This window comes from Lentzea sp. NPDC003310 (assembly GCF_040610935.1).
GTDB lineage: Bacteria > Actinomycetota > Actinomycetes > Mycobacteriales > Pseudonocardiaceae > Lentzea.
Map to the genome: position 1 here is coordinate 502,455 of NZ_JBEXNC010000005.1, position 16,886 is coordinate 519,340.

Annotated in this window: 18 protein-coding genes, 5 tRNA genes and 1 rRNA gene; 18 read left to right on the forward strand and 6 right to left on the reverse strand. The window is 69.8% G+C overall.

Going from position 1 to position 16,886, the window contains the following annotated elements:
• Window position 1 precedes the first annotated feature (1 nt).
• From sufD to ABZX02_RS12465, 6 genes are read left to right on the forward strand one after another with little or no spacing between them, the layout of a single operon-like run.
• Entirely contained in the window at window positions 2-1,159 is a 1,158-nt protein-coding gene (gene sufD / locus ABZX02_RS12440) for a Fe-S cluster assembly protein SufD (RefSeq protein ID WP_355297553.1), read from the forward strand.
• Window positions 1,156-1,470, forward strand: coding sequence for a non-heme iron oxygenase ferredoxin subunit (locus ABZX02_RS12445; protein ID WP_355297555.1), 315 nt, complete (start codon window positions 1,156-1,158; stop codon window positions 1,468-1,470). The genes sufD and ABZX02_RS12445 overlap by 4 nt, the downstream gene beginning before the upstream one ends.
• A 33-nt stretch (window positions 1,471-1,503) precedes the next feature.
• Window positions 1,504-2,277: a Fe-S cluster assembly ATPase SufC gene (gene sufC, locus ABZX02_RS12450; protein ID WP_355297556.1), complete on the forward strand. Its 774-nt coding sequence runs from the start codon at window positions 1,504-1,506 to the stop codon at window positions 2,275-2,277.
• A gap of 26 nt (window positions 2,278-2,303) precedes the next feature.
• Window positions 2,304-3,581 (forward strand): cysteine desulfurase, encoded by a 1,278-nt coding sequence (locus ABZX02_RS12455; protein WP_355297558.1) that lies wholly within the window; start codon window positions 2,304-2,306, stop codon window positions 3,579-3,581.
• Between the two features lies 1 nt (window position 3,582).
• Window positions 3,583-4,023, forward strand: a complete 441-nt coding sequence (gene sufU / locus ABZX02_RS12460; protein WP_355297560.1) for a Fe-S cluster assembly sulfur transfer protein SufU — start codon at window positions 3,583-3,585, stop codon at window positions 4,021-4,023.
• Entirely contained in the window at window positions 4,020-4,406 is a 387-nt protein-coding gene (locus ABZX02_RS12465; protein ID WP_355297562.1) for a metal-sulfur cluster assembly factor, read from the forward strand. Before sufU ends, ABZX02_RS12465 begins: the two co-directional genes overlap by 4 nt.
• A 55-nt stretch (window positions 4,407-4,461) precedes the next feature.
• On the opposite strand, the gene ABZX02_RS12470 is transcribed toward ABZX02_RS12465, so the two are convergent.
• On the reverse strand, window positions 4,462-5,022 hold the full coding sequence (locus tag ABZX02_RS12470) for an NUDIX domain-containing protein (protein WP_355297564.1): 561 nt from the start codon (window positions 5,020-5,022) through the stop codon (window positions 4,462-4,464).
• Between the two features lie 376 nt (window positions 5,023-5,398).
• Here ABZX02_RS12470 and ABZX02_RS12475 point away from each other — a divergent pair.
• The 7 genes from ABZX02_RS12475 to ABZX02_RS12505 all read left to right on the forward strand — a co-directional run bounded on the left by ABZX02_RS12475 (window position 5,399) and on the right by ABZX02_RS12505 (window position 7,212).
• Window positions 5,399-5,471 (forward strand) — tRNA-Gly (locus tag ABZX02_RS12475).
• 9 nt (window positions 5,472-5,480) lie between these two features.
• A tRNA-Leu gene (locus tag ABZX02_RS12480) sits at window positions 5,481-5,554 on the forward strand.
• A gap of 1 nt (window position 5,555) precedes the next feature.
• Window positions 5,556-5,628 (forward strand) — tRNA-Leu (locus tag ABZX02_RS12485).
• 92 nt (window positions 5,629-5,720) lie between these two features.
• Window positions 5,721-5,795 (forward strand) — tRNA-Ile (locus ABZX02_RS12490).
• Between the two features lie 5 nt (window positions 5,796-5,800).
• Window positions 5,801-5,875, forward strand: a tRNA-Val gene (locus ABZX02_RS12495).
• Between the two features lie 61 nt (window positions 5,876-5,936).
• Window positions 5,937-6,761 carry a DUF72 domain-containing protein gene (locus ABZX02_RS12500; protein WP_355297607.1) on the forward strand — a complete coding sequence of 275 codons (825 nt, stop codon included), beginning with the start codon at window positions 5,937-5,939 and terminating at the stop codon, window positions 6,759-6,761.
• A 4-nt stretch (window positions 6,762-6,765) separates the two neighbouring features.
• A complete protein-coding gene (locus ABZX02_RS12505) occupies window positions 6,766-7,212 on the forward strand; it encodes an NUDIX hydrolase (protein WP_355297566.1) in 447 nt (148 codons plus the stop codon).
• Here the strand turns inward: ABZX02_RS12505 and ABZX02_RS12510 are convergent.
• Entirely contained in the window at window positions 7,209-7,619 is a 411-nt protein-coding gene (locus tag ABZX02_RS12510; RefSeq protein WP_355297568.1) for a CBS domain-containing protein, read from the reverse strand. The two genes, ABZX02_RS12505 and ABZX02_RS12510, sit on opposite strands and share 4 nt — an antisense overlap.
• 190 nt (window positions 7,620-7,809) lie before the next feature.
• On the opposite strand from ABZX02_RS12510, the gene ABZX02_RS12515 reads away from it, so the two are divergent.
• Genes ABZX02_RS12515 through ABZX02_RS12525 form a run of 3 tightly spaced genes read left to right on the forward strand, consistent with a single transcriptional unit; the run spans window position 7,810 to window position 10,933 of the window.
• Window positions 7,810-9,033 carry a prenyltransferase/squalene oxidase repeat-containing protein gene (locus ABZX02_RS12515; RefSeq protein WP_355297570.1) on the forward strand — a complete coding sequence of 408 codons (1,224 nt, stop codon included), beginning with the start codon at window positions 7,810-7,812 and terminating at the stop codon, window positions 9,031-9,033.
• The gene (locus ABZX02_RS12520; protein WP_355297571.1) at window positions 9,030-10,115 is read left to right on the forward strand and encodes a cytochrome P450; all 1,086 of its coding nucleotides are present in this window, start codon (window positions 9,030-9,032) and stop codon (window positions 10,113-10,115) included. The genes ABZX02_RS12515 and ABZX02_RS12520 overlap by 4 nt, the downstream gene beginning before the upstream one ends.
• On the forward strand, window positions 10,103-10,933 hold the full coding sequence (locus ABZX02_RS12525; protein WP_355297573.1) for a UbiA family prenyltransferase: 831 nt from the start codon (window positions 10,103-10,105) through the stop codon (window positions 10,931-10,933). Before ABZX02_RS12520 ends, ABZX02_RS12525 begins: the two co-directional genes overlap by 13 nt.
• Here ABZX02_RS12525 and ABZX02_RS12530 read toward each other — a convergent pair.
• The 4 genes from ABZX02_RS12530 to ABZX02_RS12545 all read right to left on the reverse strand — a co-directional run bounded on the left by ABZX02_RS12530 (window position 10,930) and on the right by ABZX02_RS12545 (window position 15,778).
• Window positions 10,930-11,730 carry an SAM-dependent methyltransferase gene (locus tag ABZX02_RS12530; protein ID WP_355297575.1) on the reverse strand — a complete coding sequence of 267 codons (801 nt, stop codon included), beginning with the start codon at window positions 11,728-11,730 and terminating at the stop codon, window positions 10,930-10,932. The two genes, ABZX02_RS12525 and ABZX02_RS12530, sit on opposite strands and share 4 nt — an antisense overlap.
• Window positions 11,731-11,800: 70 nt before the next feature.
• Window positions 11,801-12,937 carry a glutamate--cysteine ligase gene (locus ABZX02_RS12535; RefSeq protein ID WP_355297577.1) on the reverse strand — a complete coding sequence of 379 codons (1,137 nt, stop codon included), beginning with the start codon at window positions 12,935-12,937 and terminating at the stop codon, window positions 11,801-11,803.
• 81 nt (window positions 12,938-13,018) lie between these two features.
• Complete coding sequence (locus ABZX02_RS12540) at window positions 13,019-14,728, reverse strand: GGDEF domain-containing protein (protein WP_355297579.1); 1,710 nt, start codon at window positions 14,726-14,728, stop codon at window positions 13,019-13,021.
• 87 nt (window positions 14,729-14,815) lie between these two features.
• Window positions 14,816-15,778 (reverse strand): lycopene cyclase family protein, encoded by a 963-nt coding sequence (locus tag ABZX02_RS12545; protein WP_355297581.1) that lies wholly within the window; start codon window positions 15,776-15,778, stop codon window positions 14,816-14,818.
• Between the two features lie 10 nt (window positions 15,779-15,788).
• Between ABZX02_RS12545 and ABZX02_RS12550 the strand changes: the two genes are divergently transcribed.
• Both ABZX02_RS12550 and ABZX02_RS12555 read left to right on the forward strand, forming a co-directional pair.
• Entirely contained in the window at window positions 15,789-16,247 is a 459-nt protein-coding gene (locus ABZX02_RS12550; protein WP_355297583.1) for a nitroreductase/quinone reductase family protein, read from the forward strand.
• A gap of 349 nt (window positions 16,248-16,596) precedes the next feature.
• Window positions 16,597-16,886: ribosomal RNA gene (locus ABZX02_RS12555) — 16S ribosomal RNA — on the forward strand; the annotation flags it as partial.

Consider the following 16,886-nt stretch of genomic DNA (forward strand, 5'->3'; position numbering starts at 1 on the left):
CATGGCCGCCCTGTCGACTCAACCTCACTCCCACGGAGCTGTCGTTCCCGTCGCCTCGCGCGCAGAGCACTTCACGTCCTACGACGTGGACGCGTTCGAGGTCCCGGGCGGCCGTGAGGAGATCTGGCGCTTCACGCCTCTCAAGCGTCTGGCCGGTCTGCACTCCGGCGCTGCGGCGACGGGTTCCGTCGCCGTCGAGGTGAACGCCGCCGCCGGTGTCACCGTCGAGACGGTCGGTCGTGACGACGACCGCCTCGGCAAGGCCGGTGTCCCCGGTGACCGCATCGCGGCCCAGGCGTACACGTCCTTCGAGCAGGCCACGGTCGTGACGCTGCCCGGCGACGCGAAGTCCGAGCCCACCACGGTGACGATCACCGGCGCCGGCGAGGGCTCCGTCGCCTACGGCCACCTGCTGGTCAAGGCCGCGCAGTTCGCCGAGGGCACCGTCGTCGTCGACTACCGGGGTTCCGGCGCGTACGCCGAGAACGTCGAGTTCGTCGTCGCGGACGGCGCGCACCTCCAGGTGATCGCGATCCACGACTGGGCCGACGACGCGGTGCACGTCTCGCAGCACCACGTGAAGCTCGGGCGCGACGCGTCGATCAAGCACACCGTGGTGACGCTGGGCGGCGACGTCGTCCGCATCACGCCGGTCGTGCAGTACGCGGGCAAGGGCGGCGACGCCGACCTGGCCGGCCTGTACTTCGCCGACGCGGGCCAGCACCAGGAGCACCGCCCGTTCATCGACCACTCGCAGCCCAACTGCCGCAGCAACGTGGTCTACAAGGGCGCGCTGCAGGGCGAGGGCGCGCACACCGTGTGGATCGGCGACGTGCTGATCCGCGTGGCGGCCGAGGGCACCGAGACCTTCGAGCTCAACCGCAACCTGGTGCTCACCGACGGCGCGCGTGCCGACTCGGTGCCGAACCTGGAGATCGAGACCGGCGAGATCGAGGGCGCGGGCCACGCCAGCGCCACCGGCCGGTTCGACGACGAGCAGCTGTTCTACCTGCAGGCGCGCGGCATCCCGGAGGAGCAGGCGCGGCGTCTCGTCGTGCGCGGCTTCTTCCAGGAGCTGATCGCGAAGATCGCCGTCCCCGAGGTGCGCGAGCGCCTCGAGGCCGCCATCGAGGCAGAGCTCGAGGCGGTCGGCGCGTGATCAAGGTGTGTGCACTGTCCTCGTTGGACAACCGCAAGCCGTTGGCCGCCACCGTGGACGATGTCGACATCGTCCTGGTGCGCGACGGCGAGCGGGTGCACGCACTCGCGGATCTGTGCTCGCACGCCGCGGTGTCGCTGAGCGAGGGCGAGGTCTCCCGCAAGGGGATCGAGTGCTGGTTGCACGGGTCGTGCTTCGACCTCGAGACCGGCAAGCCCTCGTCGCCGCCCGCCAGCGAACCGGTCGACGTCTACGCCGTCGACATCCGTGACGGCGACGTCTTCGTCGACGTCACCGTCACCACGAACTGACTTCTAGCTACACCACCAGGAGAACGGCAAGTCATGGCCACCCTTGAGATCAAGGACCTGCACGTCTCGGTCGTCAGCGAGGACGCTCCCAAGGAGATCCTCAAGGGCGTCGACCTGACGATCAAGGCCGGCGAGACGCACGCCATCATGGGCCCCAACGGCTCCGGCAAGTCCACGCTGTCCTACGCGATCGCGGGCCACCCGAAGTACACGATCACCTCGGGCACCGTCACGCTCGACGGTGAGGACGTCCTCGAGATGTCCGTCGACGAGCGCGCCCGCGCGGGCCTCTTCCTCGCCATGCAGTACCCGGTCGAGGTCCCCGGCGTCTCGATGTCGAACTTCCTGCGCACCGCCGCCACCGCCGTCCGCGGCGAGGCCCCGAACCTCCGCCACTGGGTGAAGGAGGTCAAGGGCGCGATGGCCGACCTCGACATCGACCCGGCGTTCGCCGAGCGCTCGGTGAACGAGGGCTTCTCCGGCGGTGAGAAGAAGCGCCACGAGATCCTGCAGCTGGGCCTGCTCAAGCCGAAGGTCGCGATCCTCGACGAGACCGACTCCGGCCTGGACGTCGACGCGCTGCGCGTCGTGTCCGAGGGCGTCAACCGGTACAAGGAGAACGGTGAGGTCGGCGTCATGCTGATCACGCACTACACCCGCATCCTCAAGTACATCCAGCCCGACTTCGTGCACGTCTTCGCGAACGGCCGGATCGTCGAGTCGGGCGGCCGCGAGCTCGCCGACCAGCTCGAGTCCGAGGGTTACGTGAAGTACACCGGAAAGTCGGAAGCAGCAGCCCTTTCCTGACGTTGGCAGTGTTGAGAGGAGGCGCTGTGACCACCACCGCAGCACCACTGGACGTCACCGCCCTGAGGGCGGACTTCCCGATCCTGTCTCGCACCGTTCGTGACGGGAAGCGCCTGGTCTACCTGGACTCCGGCGCCACCTCACAACGCCCGACGCAGGTTCTGGACGCCGAGAAGGCGTTCCTGCAGCAGCACAACGCCGCTGTCCACCGCGGCGCGCACCAGCTGGCGGAAGAGGCGACCGACGCGTACGAGGGTGCGCGTCAGCGCATCGCGGACTTCGTCGGCGCCGACTTCGGCGAGCTGGTGTTCACCAAGAACGCCACCGAGGGCTTCAACCTCGTGGCGTACGCGATGGGCAACGCCGCGACCTCGGGTCCCGAGGCCGCGCGGTTCGTCGTGAACCCCGGTGACGAGATCGTCGTGACCGAGATGGAGCACCACGCGAACCTCGTTCCGTGGCAGCAGCTCGCTTCTCGGACCGGCGCGACCTTGAAGTGGTTCAAGCTGACCGCGGACGGCAGGCTCGACCTGTCCGATGTGGACAGCGTGATCACGTCCCGGACGCGCGTCGTCGCGTTCACGCACCAGTCCAACGTGACCGGCGTGATCAACCCGGTCGACGTGCTCGTCGCTGCGGCGCGGAAGGTCGGCGCGCTGACGGTGCTGGACGCGTGCCAGTCCGTTCCGCACGGCCCGGTCGACTTCCACGCGCTGGGCGTCGACTTCGCGTCGTTCTCCGGCCACAAGATGCTCGGCCCGTCCGGCATCGGTGTCCTCTACGGACGGCGTGAGCTGCTGGAGGCGTTGCCCCCCTTCATCACCGGCGGCTCGATGATCGAGCTGGTGAAGATGGAGGGCTCGACGTTCGCCCCGCCGCCGCAGCGCTTCGAGGCCGGTTCGCCGATGACGTCCCAGGCCGTCGGCCTGGGTGCCGCGGTGGACTACCTCAGCGTCGTGGGCATGGAGCGCGTGCACGCCCACGAGCACCTGCTGACCGTGGCGGCGCTCGAAGGTCTTTCAGCGGTGAAGGGTGTCCGCCTGATCGGCCCGTCCGACGCGGTGAACCGCGGCGGCGCCGTGCCGTTCGAGATCGAGGGCGTCCACCCGCACGACGCCGGCCAGGTGCTCGACAGCCTGGGCATCGCCGTGCGCGTCGGCCACCACTGCGCGTGGCCGCTGCACCGCTGCCTGAACGCCCAGTCGTCGGTGCGCGCGACGTTCTACCTGTACAACACGCTGGACGAGGTCGACGCACTGGTCGACGGCGTCCGCGAGGCGCAGAAGTTCTTCGGGGTGGCCTGAGATGCAGCTCCAGCAGATGTACCAGGAGATCATCCTGGACCACTACAAGAACCCGCACGGCCGAGGCCTGCGCGACCCGTACGACGCGGAGTCGTTCCAGGTCAACCCGACCTGCGGCGACGAGGTGACGCTGCGGGTCAAGCTCGACGGCGAGATCGTCTCCGACGTCTCCTACGACGGCCAGGGCTGCTCGATCAGCCAGGCGTCGACGTCGGTGTTGACCGACCTCGTCGTGGGGAAGCCCGTGGGTGAGGCGTTCGAGAAGATGGACGCGTTCGTCGAGCTGATGCAGAGCCGCGGCCAGATCGAGCCCGACGAGGACGTCCTCGAGGACGGCATCGCCTTCGCCGGCGTCTCGAAGTACCCGGCGCGCGTGAAGTGCGCGCTGCTGGGCTGGATGGCCTTCAAAGACGCAGTAGCACGAAGCCAGGGAGCAGCATGAGCACCGAAGAAGTGGTCCGGGGAGCCGAGGGCATGCCGGTCTTCGAGCCCAAGGCTGACGTCGCCGCGCTCGACGACGTGGAAGAAGCGATGCGCGACGTCGTGGACCCCGAGCTGGGCATCAACGTGGTCGACCTCGGCCTCGTCTACGACATCCACGTCGACGAGAAGAACGTCGCCACCATCGACATGACGCTCACGTCCGCGGCCTGCCCGCTGACCGACGTCATCGAGGACCAGACCCGCGCCGCCCTCACCGGGGGCACGGGTGGCGGTCTCGTGTCGGACTTCCGCATCAACTGGGTGTGGATGCCGCCGTGGGGCCCGGAGAAGATCACCGACGACGGCCGCGAGCAGCTGCGGGCGCTCGGCTTCACCGTCTGATCGGCTTTCTCGTCGCGACGGCGCGCATCCTCCGGGGTGCGCGCCGTCGCCGTTTTCAGAGCAGGTCCAGGAACGCCGGCGCCAGCAGACCGTTCGAGGTGGTGGCACGTGCCTCGGCCAGGCCGACCAGCCGGGACCGCTGCTCGTACCCGTCGGTGTCGACCCAGTCCGGTCCGCCGTCGCGCCCGCTCGCGGTGCCGTGGAACACGACCTGCAGGAAGTCCGGGTAGGGGTACGGGTAGCCCGCGGGACGCGGCGCGAGGTGCTCGAGGTGCAGCCACCCGAGAGGGCGCAGACTCGCGCGGTCCAGCAACCACCCGGTCTCCTCACGCACCTCGCGGACCGCGGTGTCCACATGGGACTCACCGGGCTCTCGCCTGCCACCGGGCAACGGGTGCCACCCGTCGGCGTTCTCGCAGAGGACCACCAGCCCGCCCACCCGCACGACGCACCGCACCGACGTGACCAGCACGTCGGGCAGCTCGGCCGGGACGGTGTGGGCGTGCACCCGCAACGGCATCGCGCCGCCCTGCCACGACACGTCCACGGTGGCGGCCGGTGTGCGACCGGCCAGCAGCGCCGTCAGTTCCGGATGACGCGACCCTTTACCCCGCATGTCCGCCATCGAAACACGAATCCACCATCTGGAACATGCCGGTGAACTCGATTAAATGCGTTGCGCCCCCTCGCGCCGCTCGCATAACTTGATCCCATCACGAACACCGAAGATCAACCGGAGGAAGACATGCTCGCCAAGGCACAGCTCGCGGGATGGCGAATTCTCGCCCTCGTCGCCAGCGGTCTGCTGGCGGTGGCGTGGGGCTCCACGCCATGACCTGATCCCCAGGTCATGACCTCGGAGCCGCCCACGCGCAACGTGGGCGGTTTTCTTTTTGGCCTGGTCCATGCCGATGAGCTTCGGAAGCGGAACGGATTCCAAACCCGTTGCCCGAGGGTTCGACTCCTTCCATCGGTGCTGCTCGAAAAACAATGCGGTCGTGGTGAACTCGGCGGACACGTCGGTCTTCCAAACCGAAGCAGAGGGTTCGATGCCCTCCGACCGCTCGCAATGACGTGGATCTAGCCCAACAGGCAGAGGCACATGGTTGAGGGCCATGACAGTCGGGGTTCGACTCCCCGGATCCGCACGCCCCGGTAGCCCAACGGAAGAGGCAACGCGCTCAGAACGCGTCCAGTGCAGGTTCGAATCCTGCCCGCGGCACTGCACAACCGAACACAACGGGGGACGCGCCGGCGCGCAGGTGATCCTTGCAAGATCGCCCTGGAGGGTTCGACACCCTCGTCTTCCACCAACGCCCCGTAGCTCAGCCCGGTGAGAGCGTCCGTCTGATACGCGGTAGGTCCCAGGTTCAAGTCCTGGCGGGGCGACTGAACGTCCGGTAGCTCAGCGGGAGAGCGTCTGCCTTACAAGCAGAGGGTCCCAGGTTCGAACCCTGGCCGGACGACCATAGACTGGCCTCTCGACCGACGGGAGCAGGTGGAGTGGCGCGTCTTCACGTCGGCTGCGCGATGTGGAACCACAAGGCGTGGCCTGGACGGTTCCTGCCGCAGCCCTCGCCGCCGAAGGAACGCCTGCGGGCGTACGCGGGCTGGTGCAACGCGGTCGAGGGCAACACCACCTTCTACGCGACCCCGGCCCGCAGCACCGTGGAGACGTGGGCGCAGCAGACCGACCCGGACTTCCGGTTCATGGTGAAGGTGCCGAAGACCGTCACGCACGAGCGCCGGTTCGCCGGCGTCGAGGTCGAGATGCGCGCCTTCCTGGACGCCATCGAGCCCCTCGGCGAGCGGGCCGTGCTGTGGACGCAGCTGCCCGCGTCGTTCGGCCCGCACGACGTCGACGCCCTCGGCCGGTTCCTGCGCAGGCTGCCCGCCGGTCTCCGGCGCGTGGCGGAGGTGCGCCACCTCGACTTCTTCACCGACGCGCGGGCGGAGTCGCTGCTCGAGACGACGCTCGACGACGTGCGCGCCGAGTGGATGCCGTTCGACACCGAGGTCCTGTTCCAGAGCCCGCCGACCAGCGAGGGCGAAGCGGAGGCGTGGGCCAGGAAGCCGAGGATGCCGCGCCGCACCCGCGCGCTCACCGACCGGCCGTCCGTCCGCTACCTGGGCCGCGACTCCGACGAGGAGACGATCGAGGGCTGGCGGCCGTGGACCGAGGTGGTCGCGAACTGGCTGCGTGAGGGTCTGTCGCCGACGTTCTTCGTGCACACGCCCAACAACGACGACGCGCCCGCCTTGTGCCGCCGCTTCCACGACGACGTGCGCGCGCTGGTGTCCGGCCTCGATCCGCTGCCCGAGCCGGAACCGCTCGAGCCCGCGACCCTGTTCTGAGCCCGTGGATCGCAGCAGCAGAGCACTGTCCGCGGCGGGCGCCCTCTTCTTCGACGAGGCGGGACGCCTCCTGCTCGTCGAGCCCACCTACAAGCCGCACTGGGAGATCCCGGGCGGCGCGGTCGAACACGGCGAGACTCCGAGCGAGGCGTGCCGCCGCGAGGTCGAGGAAGAGCTCGGCCTGGTCAGGGAACCCGGCCGGCTGCTCGTGGCCGACTGGGCTCCGCGCGACGGCGAGGACCGCGTGCTGTTCGTGTTCGAGGGCGGCCTGCTCACCGCGGCGGACGAGATCCGGCTGCAGGCCGAGGAACTGCGGTCGTACGCGTTCGTCCCGCCGCTCGAAGCGGGGGACCGCCTGATCCCGAGACTCGCCCGCAGGGTCGCGGAAGCGTTGCGCGCGCGGGAATCAGGCGAGACCCACTACCTGGAGCACGGCGTTCGCAGGCTCTAGGCGTAGACCCGTTCGACGAACTCCGCCAGCTTGTCCTCCGGCAGGTGCCGCGCGAGGTCCGCCTCGGACACCATCCCGACGAGCCGGTGGTCCTCGATCACCGGCAGCCGCCGGATCTGGTGCTCGCCCATGGTCTCGAGCACGTGCTCCACCGGGTCCTCCGCGTCGACCCAGTGCACGTGGCAGCCGAACTCGCCGGCCCGGGTCGTCGCGAGGTCGAGGCCCTCGGCCACGGCCCTGATCACGATGTCGCGGTCGGTGATGATGCCGTGCAGCCGGTCGTCCTTGCCGCAGATCGGCAGGGAGCCGACGTCGAGGTCCCGCATCATCCGGGCTGCCTCGACGAGGCTCGCGTCCTCGTCCACGCACTGCACGCCGGGGTGCATGATGTCGCGCGCTGTCGTCACAATCTGCTCCTTCCGGGCTGTTTCCCCGAGCATCCGCCTGTCACGACCACCCCGCAGGGTGCTGCGCCGAACGGCGCAGTCGGTGCTACTCTGCGTGGGCCTAGGGTTACGCAGTCGCTATCTCCGGGGGCCGCACATGGGGCTGTGGGCGCAGCTGAGCGACGATCCCTGGGGTGGCGTTTCACCGTCCGTGTACGAGACGGCCCGGCTGGTCGCTCTCGCGCCGTGGCTGCGGGGGCACGCGGCGCGGGTCCGGTTCCTCCTCGACAGCCAGCACGCCGACGGCACGTGGGGCGGACCGGGTGAGTACGCGCTGGTCCCGACGTTGAGCGCGGTCGACGCCCTGGGTCCGCACTCGGCCGCGCGCCGGGGCCTCGCCGCCCTGCGCGGTCTGCTCGGCCGCCCGGTGGCGTTGCCCGACACGGTCGCCGTCGAGCTCATCGTGCCCGCCCTGGCCGAGCGGCTCGGCCTGCGCACACCGTTCGACCCCCGTCCGCTGCACGCGCTGCGCCGCCGCCCGCTGCCGGCCAAGCTCTGGCACACCCTGGAGGTCTTCGGCCCGCGTCCCGAGGTCCGGGCGGTCGACGGTGTCGTCGCCGCCAGTCCGGCCGCGACCGCCGTGCAGCTCGGGGGACCGGTGCCGGGTCCTGGCCTCGACTACTTGGAGGCCGTCCAAGAACGGCACGGCGGTCCGGTGCCCGCGGGCGTCCCGGTCCCGCTGTTCGAACGGTCGTGGATCGTCGTCGCCCTGAGGTCCGCGGGCCTCGACGTACCGGACACCGCGACCGACGGGATCCGGGCGGCGTTCTCGGTCGACGGCGCCGCGGGCGGTCCGGGACTCCCGGCCGACGCCGACGACACGGCCACCGCGCTGCACGCCCTCGCGCTGTGCGACCGCCCCGGCCCCGTGCGCGTCCTCGACCGCTACCGGGAAGCCCGCCACTTCGCCTGCTTCCCGGGCGAGCGCACGCCGTCGACGAGCACGAACGCCCACGCGCTGCAGGCCGTCGGCCCCGACCGGGAACTGGAGGAGTGGGTGCGGGACATGCAGGAACCGGCGGGCAACTGGACCGACAAGTGGCACGCCTCGCCGTACTACGCCACCGCGTGCGCCACCAATGCCCTGCGCGGCAACGACAAAGCCGTCGACTGGGTGCTCGGCACGCAACGCGACGACGGCTCGTGGGGCAGGTGGGAGGGCACCTACGAGGAGACCGCCTACGCACTCCGCGTCCTGTCCCACGCGACCCGCGACGTCAGCCGGGCCGTCCACCGCGGTGCGATGTTCTTGCGGCACTGGGGAGATCGCGCTCACCCGCCGCTGTGGCACGACAAGGACCTTTACACCCCAACGAGAATCGTGCGCGCGGAAGGCCGGGCCGCGCTCCACCTCGCCTGCGCGGTGCGCCGGTGAACCGCACCGAGCTGAAGCTCACGCTGCGCCTGATCCCGTTCCTCGACTCGGTGGAGGACGTCGAGGACGGCCTGGTCCGGGTGCGCGACCGGCGCTGGCTCGCCTGGCACCCGGACGTCGTGACCGCGTTGTTCCGCACCGACCGCGCGCTGCGGCACCCGCCGAGCCGCACGCTGAGCCCGTTGCTGGGCACCAGGTCCGTGCTCTGGCTCGACGGCCGCGAGCACGCCGCGTACCGGCGCACGCTCGCGCCGTTGCTGCGCCCGGCCCGCCACCGGGCGGTGGTCGAGGAGATCGTCGAGCGCGCGGTCGGCGACCTGCCGGAGACCCCGGTGAGCCTGTCGTCGTGGACCAGGGGGCTCACCCTGCGGATCATCGGCAGGGTCGTGTTCGGCGTGGACGACGACGTGCTGCTGACCGCGTTCTCCCGCTGGCTCGACCGCCGCCTCGGCAGCCGCGTCCGCACCCTCGCGCACCGCTGCCTGACGCCCGGCGCCACGAGGTCCGACCCGCGGCTCGACGCGCTGCTGCTGCACCGGGCGCGCACCGCCGAACCTCCCGCCCTGGCGGCGTTCCTGCCCGCCGACGACCTGCGCGACCAGGTCGTCTCGCTGCTGTTCGCCGGCCACGAGACCACGGCGAGCGCCACCGCGTGGACGCTGCACTGGACCAGCCGCACCCCCGGCCTGGCCGAGCGACCGGACCTGCTGGACGCGGTGATCGCGGAGTCGCTGCGGCTGTCCCCGCCCGCGACGCTCGCCGGCAACCGGATGAGCGCCGCCGGCATGGTGATCACCCCGAGCATCTACCTCGCGCACCGCCGGGCCGCGACCTACGAGAACCCGCACGTGTTCGACCCCGGCCGCCCGCCCCCGCCGCCCGGCGCGTTCCTCCCGTTCGGCGGGGGAGTGCGGCTCTGCCCCGGCCGGGACCTGGCGCTGCTGGAGATCCGGCTGATCGTCGCGACCCTGCTGCGGCACAGGCGCGTCGAGGTCACCTCGCCGATCGGCCCGCCCCGGTCGCGGGGCGCCGCGATGGTGCCGCCGCCAAGCCTCACGGTGGTGGCCACGTGCCGGCGCTGATCCACCTCCACCGCCTGGAACACCCCTTCGGCGCGCACTACGCGTGCGCCGCCTCCTGGGGTGCCTGCTACGCCACGAGGTTCGACCTCGCCGTGGTGATCGCCGTGCTCGCGAACTTCGTCGCGATCATCTCCGGCAACCCGCTCAACGCGTACGCCGACGTCCGCAACGACGTCCACACCACCGAGAAACGCCATCTGGCGCAGGCGGTGCGGGAGATCGGCACCCGCAGAGTCCTCGCCCTGGCCGTCTTCGAAATGGTCTTCGCCCTCGCGCTGGCCGTCGCCGTGTCGTGGCGGGTGGCGGCCGGCGTCGCGCTGATCCTGGTGCTGTACCTGGCCTACAACCTCGAACCGGTCAGGCTGAAGCGGCGCGGGTACGCCGGTCCGGTGGCGCTCGCGACCGCCGCCGGACTGCTGCCGAGCATCACGGCCTACTCGGCCGCCGGGGGACGGGCCGAACCGGCGGTGTGGCTGGTGTTCTCCGGCGTCGCCGCGCTCGCGACGGGCCGTGCGCTCTGGTGGGCGGTCCCGGACCGGGCCGGCGACGCGCGCGCCGGCTCGCGCACCCCGGCCGTGCTGTACGGCACCCGTCACGCCGTGAACGCGACCACGCAGCTGACCGTCGGCGGACTGCTGCTGGTCGGCGGCGGGCTGTGGTTCCGGTTCGGGCCGTGGTGGGCGGCTGTCGGCGTGGGCGCGTGCTCGGCGTTCCTGCTCGCGCGCGACCTGCCGTCGGCACGGCAGCAGCTGCGCTACGGGATGTCGCTGGCGGTCGCGTCGACGATCGTGCTGGCCGCGATCCCGCTGCTCGCCTAGTTCTTGCGCGCGAGACCGCCGCAGCCCTGGAAGTTCTCCGGGTTGCGGTCCCGCACCTCGCCGGGATCCGGCTCCCACAACGGGATCGGCACCACACCGGGATGGAGGACCTCCAAGCCGTCGAAGAACCGCACGACCTGCTCCGGGTACCGGAACGAGAACGACGGCAGCGGCTGGTTCCCGTACATGGCCCCGAAAAGCCCGACAGCGGCCAGCATGAACGGGTCGCGGCACGTGTGCGAGAGCCCGAGGTGGCTGCCGGGCGCCAGCGCGTCCGCGTACCGGGCGAGGACCTCGTGCGGCTCGGCCTCGTCGGGGACGAAGTGCAGCACGTCCAGCACCAGCAACGCGACCGGCCGCGTGAGGTCCAGCGTCGTGCGGACCTCCTCCGACTCCAGCACCGCACCGGGATCGCAGAGGTCCGCGCACAGGTAGGAGACGCGCGGGTCGTCCGCGACGATCTCCCGGCCCTGCTGCGCCACCGCCGGGTCGACGTCCACGTACACCACGCTCGCGTCCGGCGCGACGAGGTGCACGTTGCCGGCGGTGGGCAGGCCGGACCCGAGGTCGAGGAACTGCCGCACGCCCAGGGCGGTCAGCCTCCTGACCACCCTGCCGAGGAACGCGCGGTGCGTGCGGCACAGGTACGGCAGGTGCGGCGCCGCGGACACGAGGTGCGCCGCGAGCCGCTGGTCGGCCTCGGTGTGGTGCGTGCCGCCGAGCCAGTAGTCCCTGACCCGTGCGGTGTTGGGGAGTTCCGGGCCGTTCACTCCCGGGGCCCAGATGGGGGTGGCCACGGGGACTACCTACCGGATCGCGGCTTGGAGGCACCCCAAGCCGCGACGAGTTGTACCCGATCGAGTGAGGTCACACGGGAGAAGTCTGTGCCACCAGGAAACCCACCACGTCGTCCAGCCTGCCGCGCCGCGCGAACGCCCGCCGCTGCCGCACCGCGCCCGTGCCGTCGAGCAGCAAGCGGTCGATCGCCGTGGACACCATCTCGTAGTCGCCCGCGAACTCCAGCGCCGGCCGGATCCACCGCAGCAGCGACGCGACGATCGACGACGCCGGCGTGGGCGCGCCCGTCACCGGGTCGATGCCGAAGCCCTCCAGGCCGTCGCGCGCCGACCGCCACATCGCCACCTTCAGCAGGTGCGCCGGCAGCTTCACCGGCGGCGTGCCGGACGTCAGCGCGGTGGCGGCGATCCCGCGCACCAGCGCGGCCATCAGCACTGCCTCCTCGACCGTCGGCGCCACGTCGGAGACCCGCAGCTCCAGCGTGGGGTGGCGGGCCGAGAGCCGGACGTCCCAGTAGAGCATCCCCGCGTCGATCGCCGCGCCGCTCGCGACGATCTCCTCCCGTGCCGCGTAGTACTCCGCCGCCGACTCGAAGTGCGGCGGCGCACCCGAAGTGGGCCAACGGTTCCAGACGACGTACCGCCAGCTCGCGTACCCCGTGTCCCCGTCGAGCCAGTACGGCGAGTTCGCGCCCAGCGCGAGCAACGTCGGCAGCCATGGCCGCAGGTGGTTGCTCACGAAGATCTTCGCCTCGTCGTCGGGCAGCCCGATGTGCACGTGGCAGCCGCAGATCGCGAGGTCGTTGGTGAGCGCGCCCATCTCCTGCGCCATCCGGTGGTAGCGCGGGGAGTTCGTCAGCGGCGTCGGCATCGTGAGCCCCAGCACCGGCGTCCCGGTCGCCGCGAGCCGCGCGTCGTGCCGCGCCGCCCGTTCGACGAGAGCCCTCCGCGCCGTGGCGAGCTGTTCGCGCAACACGGTCATGTCCGTGCACACGCCGCTCGCCGATTCCACCTGGTATTGCGCGATTTCCGGTTGCAGATCGACCTCGTACCGGTCCGCGCCCGCCAGCACTTCGTTGGCACGGTTGGCCAAATGCCCCGTGGCGGCTTCCACCAGAACGAATTCTTCTTCCACGCCAACGGTCAGGAGGCCGTCAATGCTTCTGCGTTGCGCGGGTACCGATTGAGTTCTGCTGCCGACCTGCACGCGAACCTCCTGTGCACTGAGTAGCACCCTCGATGCTATGAGTGATCAGCGCGCCGCACAGGAGGCGTTTGGTTGTACTTGTCAACTCACCGCGCGTTGCGCGACACCACGCAGCACGTCGCGTCGTTCGGTGCCCGGCCGTCCCATGACCCAGCTGGAACCGGAGAGCGACTTCGCGTGCTCCTTCACTGGTGCCAGCAACCGCGACACCTCTCGATACGACCCGACTGATCCCGGAGCACAGATAAGGGTCGCAAGAGAGAGGGTGACGTGTCGTCCCTCTGCCGTGTACGGCTTGTCGAGCAGACGAGCACACAGCGGCACCGTCTCGTCGAGGCCCACGAGGAGCAGGAAGTCGTCACCGCCGACGTGCCCGACCTGCACACCGGGGAACACCTGCGCGAGATCCGCCAGGTCGTGCCCGATCGCGCGGATCAGGTCGTCGCCCGCCGCGAACCCGACCGTGTCGTTGACCAGCTTGAAGCCGTCGACGTCGAGCCACGAGATCGCGAAGATCTCGCCCTGGTCGATGCGCCGGTCCACCTCGTCGGAGATCACGTCGCTACCCGGCAGGCGGGTGAGAGGGCTCAGCGCGGCCGCCTGCTCCACCTTCAGCTCCGCGACACCTCGCACAACGTCCGCCACGCGCACAACACCCATGCACCGCTCGTTGTGGTCCACGACGATGAGGTCGTCGTTGGTGCGCTCACGGTTCGCACCCGCCACCACGTCCAGCAGGTCGAGCGCCGACGATTCGGTACCGATGATGTGAGGCTTGTCCGCGAGCCGTGCGGCCTCTCGCTTGGCATGCAACGCATGGCCGTACGGACCCGTCACGGCGAGAAGGAACCTGTTGCGGTCCACGGACCACTTCGGGCGTCCCTCGTCGTCGACGAGCACGACACCCGTGACCGACGGCTGCGACGCGAGCACCTCACGCACCTCTTCACTGGTGGCGTGCTCGGGCAACGTCGTCGCCGGGTGCAGGAACGCCGTGATCCGCGGACCCGTGCTGGCCCGGCGGATCTCCCCGGTCTCCGTCACCGCCTCGGGCGCGATGCGGGCGTTCACGGCGGGCCTGCGCTGCGGCGGCGCCAGGTACTTCCCCTGGGCGTACCCCACCCCGAGCTTGCGCAGGTACGTCAGCTCCGCCTCGGTCTCCACACCCTCGGCCACGACCTGGCCGCCCGTGTACTCGCCGAGGTGCACCAGCGACTTCACCAGCGCACCCCGCGCGGCGTCGTCGGGCAGCGAGCGGACGATCTCGCGGTCGAGCTTGATGTAGTCCGGCGACGAGCTGGTCAGCAGGCCGAGCGGCACGTCGCCCTCGCCCACGCAGTCGAGCGCGAGGCGGAAACCGTTGTTGCGCAACGTCTGCAGGCCGCGGGCGAGCCGGCCGCGGTTGGCCCGCGAGTACGGTTCGCCGATCTCGATGACCACGCTGTCCGGCGACCGCCCCGCGTCCCGGAGAGCGCCGTACAGAGGGCTCATGACCTCGGGTTTGTCCGCCACCGTGATCGCCAGCAGGTTCACGTGCAGCGGCAGCATCAGGTCGAAGTCGCCCGCGGACCGGATGGCGCGGCAGGCGAGTCCGACGTCGGCGTTGGCCAGCAGGCCCGCCCGGAAGGCGGCCTGGAGCAGATCCTGCACGCTGCCGTCGTGCGGCCGGGCCAGAGCCTCGATCGCGACGACGCCCCCGGTGTTGAGGTTGAACAGCGGCTGGAAGGCGAACCTGACGTCATCCAGCAATGCGGGCACGCCCTCGATCGTGCCGGTGCGAACGAGCGGCACCAAGGGGGTTCACCAGCTGTTCACGAGCACGGCTCCGAATCGCCACGCCGGGGCTGCGCACCGTGACACGGCCTTCACGCTGGGGTTTCAGCGGACGAGTTTCCACCTGAGGTGGCTCGGCACGGTTCGGAACAAGGCCATCATGGCGGCCGTCATGCCGCGGACGTCCTCGCGGCCGGACAGGTAAGCACGCTGCAGTTCCGGGTCGAGCCGGAAGAACAGCTCGAAGAAGTCCTTCGTCTCGTCGGGGGTGAGGCGGAGGAGGACCTTCAGACCGTACGCGCGCATTGCGTGCACGGCCTGCGCCTTACGCGACCAGATGACGCGCTTGGGGTCCTCGTTGCTCGCGATCGCCTGGGCCACGCGGGGAGCGAGCTGGAGCGAGGTCGCGACGCTGTAGCCAGTCGCGGGGTGGATGAAGCCGGCCGCCGCGCCGAACGCGTTCTTCGCCCTAGGAGCGTCCATTGGGAAGCGCACGCGTTCCTCTTCTTCGCCTGGCGCCATCCGCGCGTGCAAGCGCTCACGGAGCTCCTGCAGTGGCATGCCAGGCCTGCGCACCAAACACGTCTCTTCCACAAGAACTCGGTTGCCCCCTAGAGGGACCGTGTAGAGGAACGTGTCACCGCTGCCACGCCAGTCCATCAACGTCGTTTCCGTGCTGTCCGACTCGATGACCGTTCCTACGGCCGTTTGTTCCGCACTGCCCTTGCGCGCCCCAGTGGCGTTGAACGTGTAGCGCGCTGCTTCCGGCCGTCGGAGCACCTCGACGCTGTCCGGCAGTTCGTGGAGCTTGGCGTTGTCCAGAACGACGTAGGTGCGGTCGATCAGGTGCTCCTCGCGCGCGTACGCGCGAACAGTCGTGCTCACCGCTCTGGTGGGCGTGCCCTCCGGGAGCTCGTCGGCCCACGCGCCGTACGTCGCCGTAGGGGGCCGATGTGGATGACGATCGACGATCGCCGTGTGCAGGCCTTCCCCCGCACAGGCGCGTGCGAGCGCCCGTCCGGCCGGACCTCCGCCAATGACCATCACGTCGTACGTCACGAGGTCCATGATTGACCTCGTGGCCAAGACCTACCGACAGCACCTCGTGCGTCGCATCGGCAACGTCGTCATCAGTCGCGCTGCCTCCCTGGGCATCGGGCCGTCGTACTACGTGCTGCTCACGATCCGCGGCCGCCGCAGCGGCACGGAGCGAACGATTCCCATCCGCCTGATGAACCACGACGGCCAGGAGTGGCTCGTCGCGCCGTACGGGGTCCGCGACTGGGTGCGCAACGCACGGGCCGCCGGCACGGCAGTGCTCCGAAGGGGACGTAGGTCACGTCAAGTCGTTTTGACGGAGGTTTCCGCGCCCGTCGCGGCACCCGTGCTGGCGGCCTATGTGCGAAAAGAGCCCGTGACGAGGCCTTTCTTCGACGCGAAGGTCGGCGACCCGGTCTCGGCGTTCGAGGCGGAGGCGGACCGCCATCCGGTCTTCTCGGTGACGAACGCGCAGGTCAGCGGCGGTTCGGCGCCGTAGGTGACCCCCCGATTTGGAGATCGAAAGTGCCCCGTGTAATGTTCTCCAAGTCAGAGCGACACGGGCCGGAAAACAAGCCGGAACGGGCCTGACGAAAAAGCCGGAAGACAAAGAGCCTCTCAGAGGCCGATTTGACACCGGCGACCAACACCAAATAAGCTTCAGAAACACCAGCCCCGAGTGAAACTCTCCGGAAACGGAGTGAGGATCCGGTGAGCGCGTGTTCTTTGAGAACTCAACAGCGTGCCGAAACACAGCCAGTAATATGAATACCCCTCGTCGGGGTATTCCTTTGAGAGTAATACCAGATTGCCAGACATATTCCGTCTGGAGCGATCAAACACAATCCTTATTGGAGAGTTTGATCCTGGCTCAGGACGAACGCTGGCGGCGTGCTTAACACATGCAAGTCGAGCGGTAAGGCCCTTCGGGGTACACGAGCGGCGAACGGGTGAGTAACACGTGGGTAACCTGCCCTGTACTCTGGGATAAGCCTTGGAAACGAGGTCTAATACCGGATACGACCACTGAGCGCATGCTCGGTGGTGGAAAGTTCCGGCGGTATGGGATGGACCCGCGGCCTATCAGCTTGTTGGTGGGGTAATGGCCTACCAAGGCGACGACGGGTAGCCGGCCTGA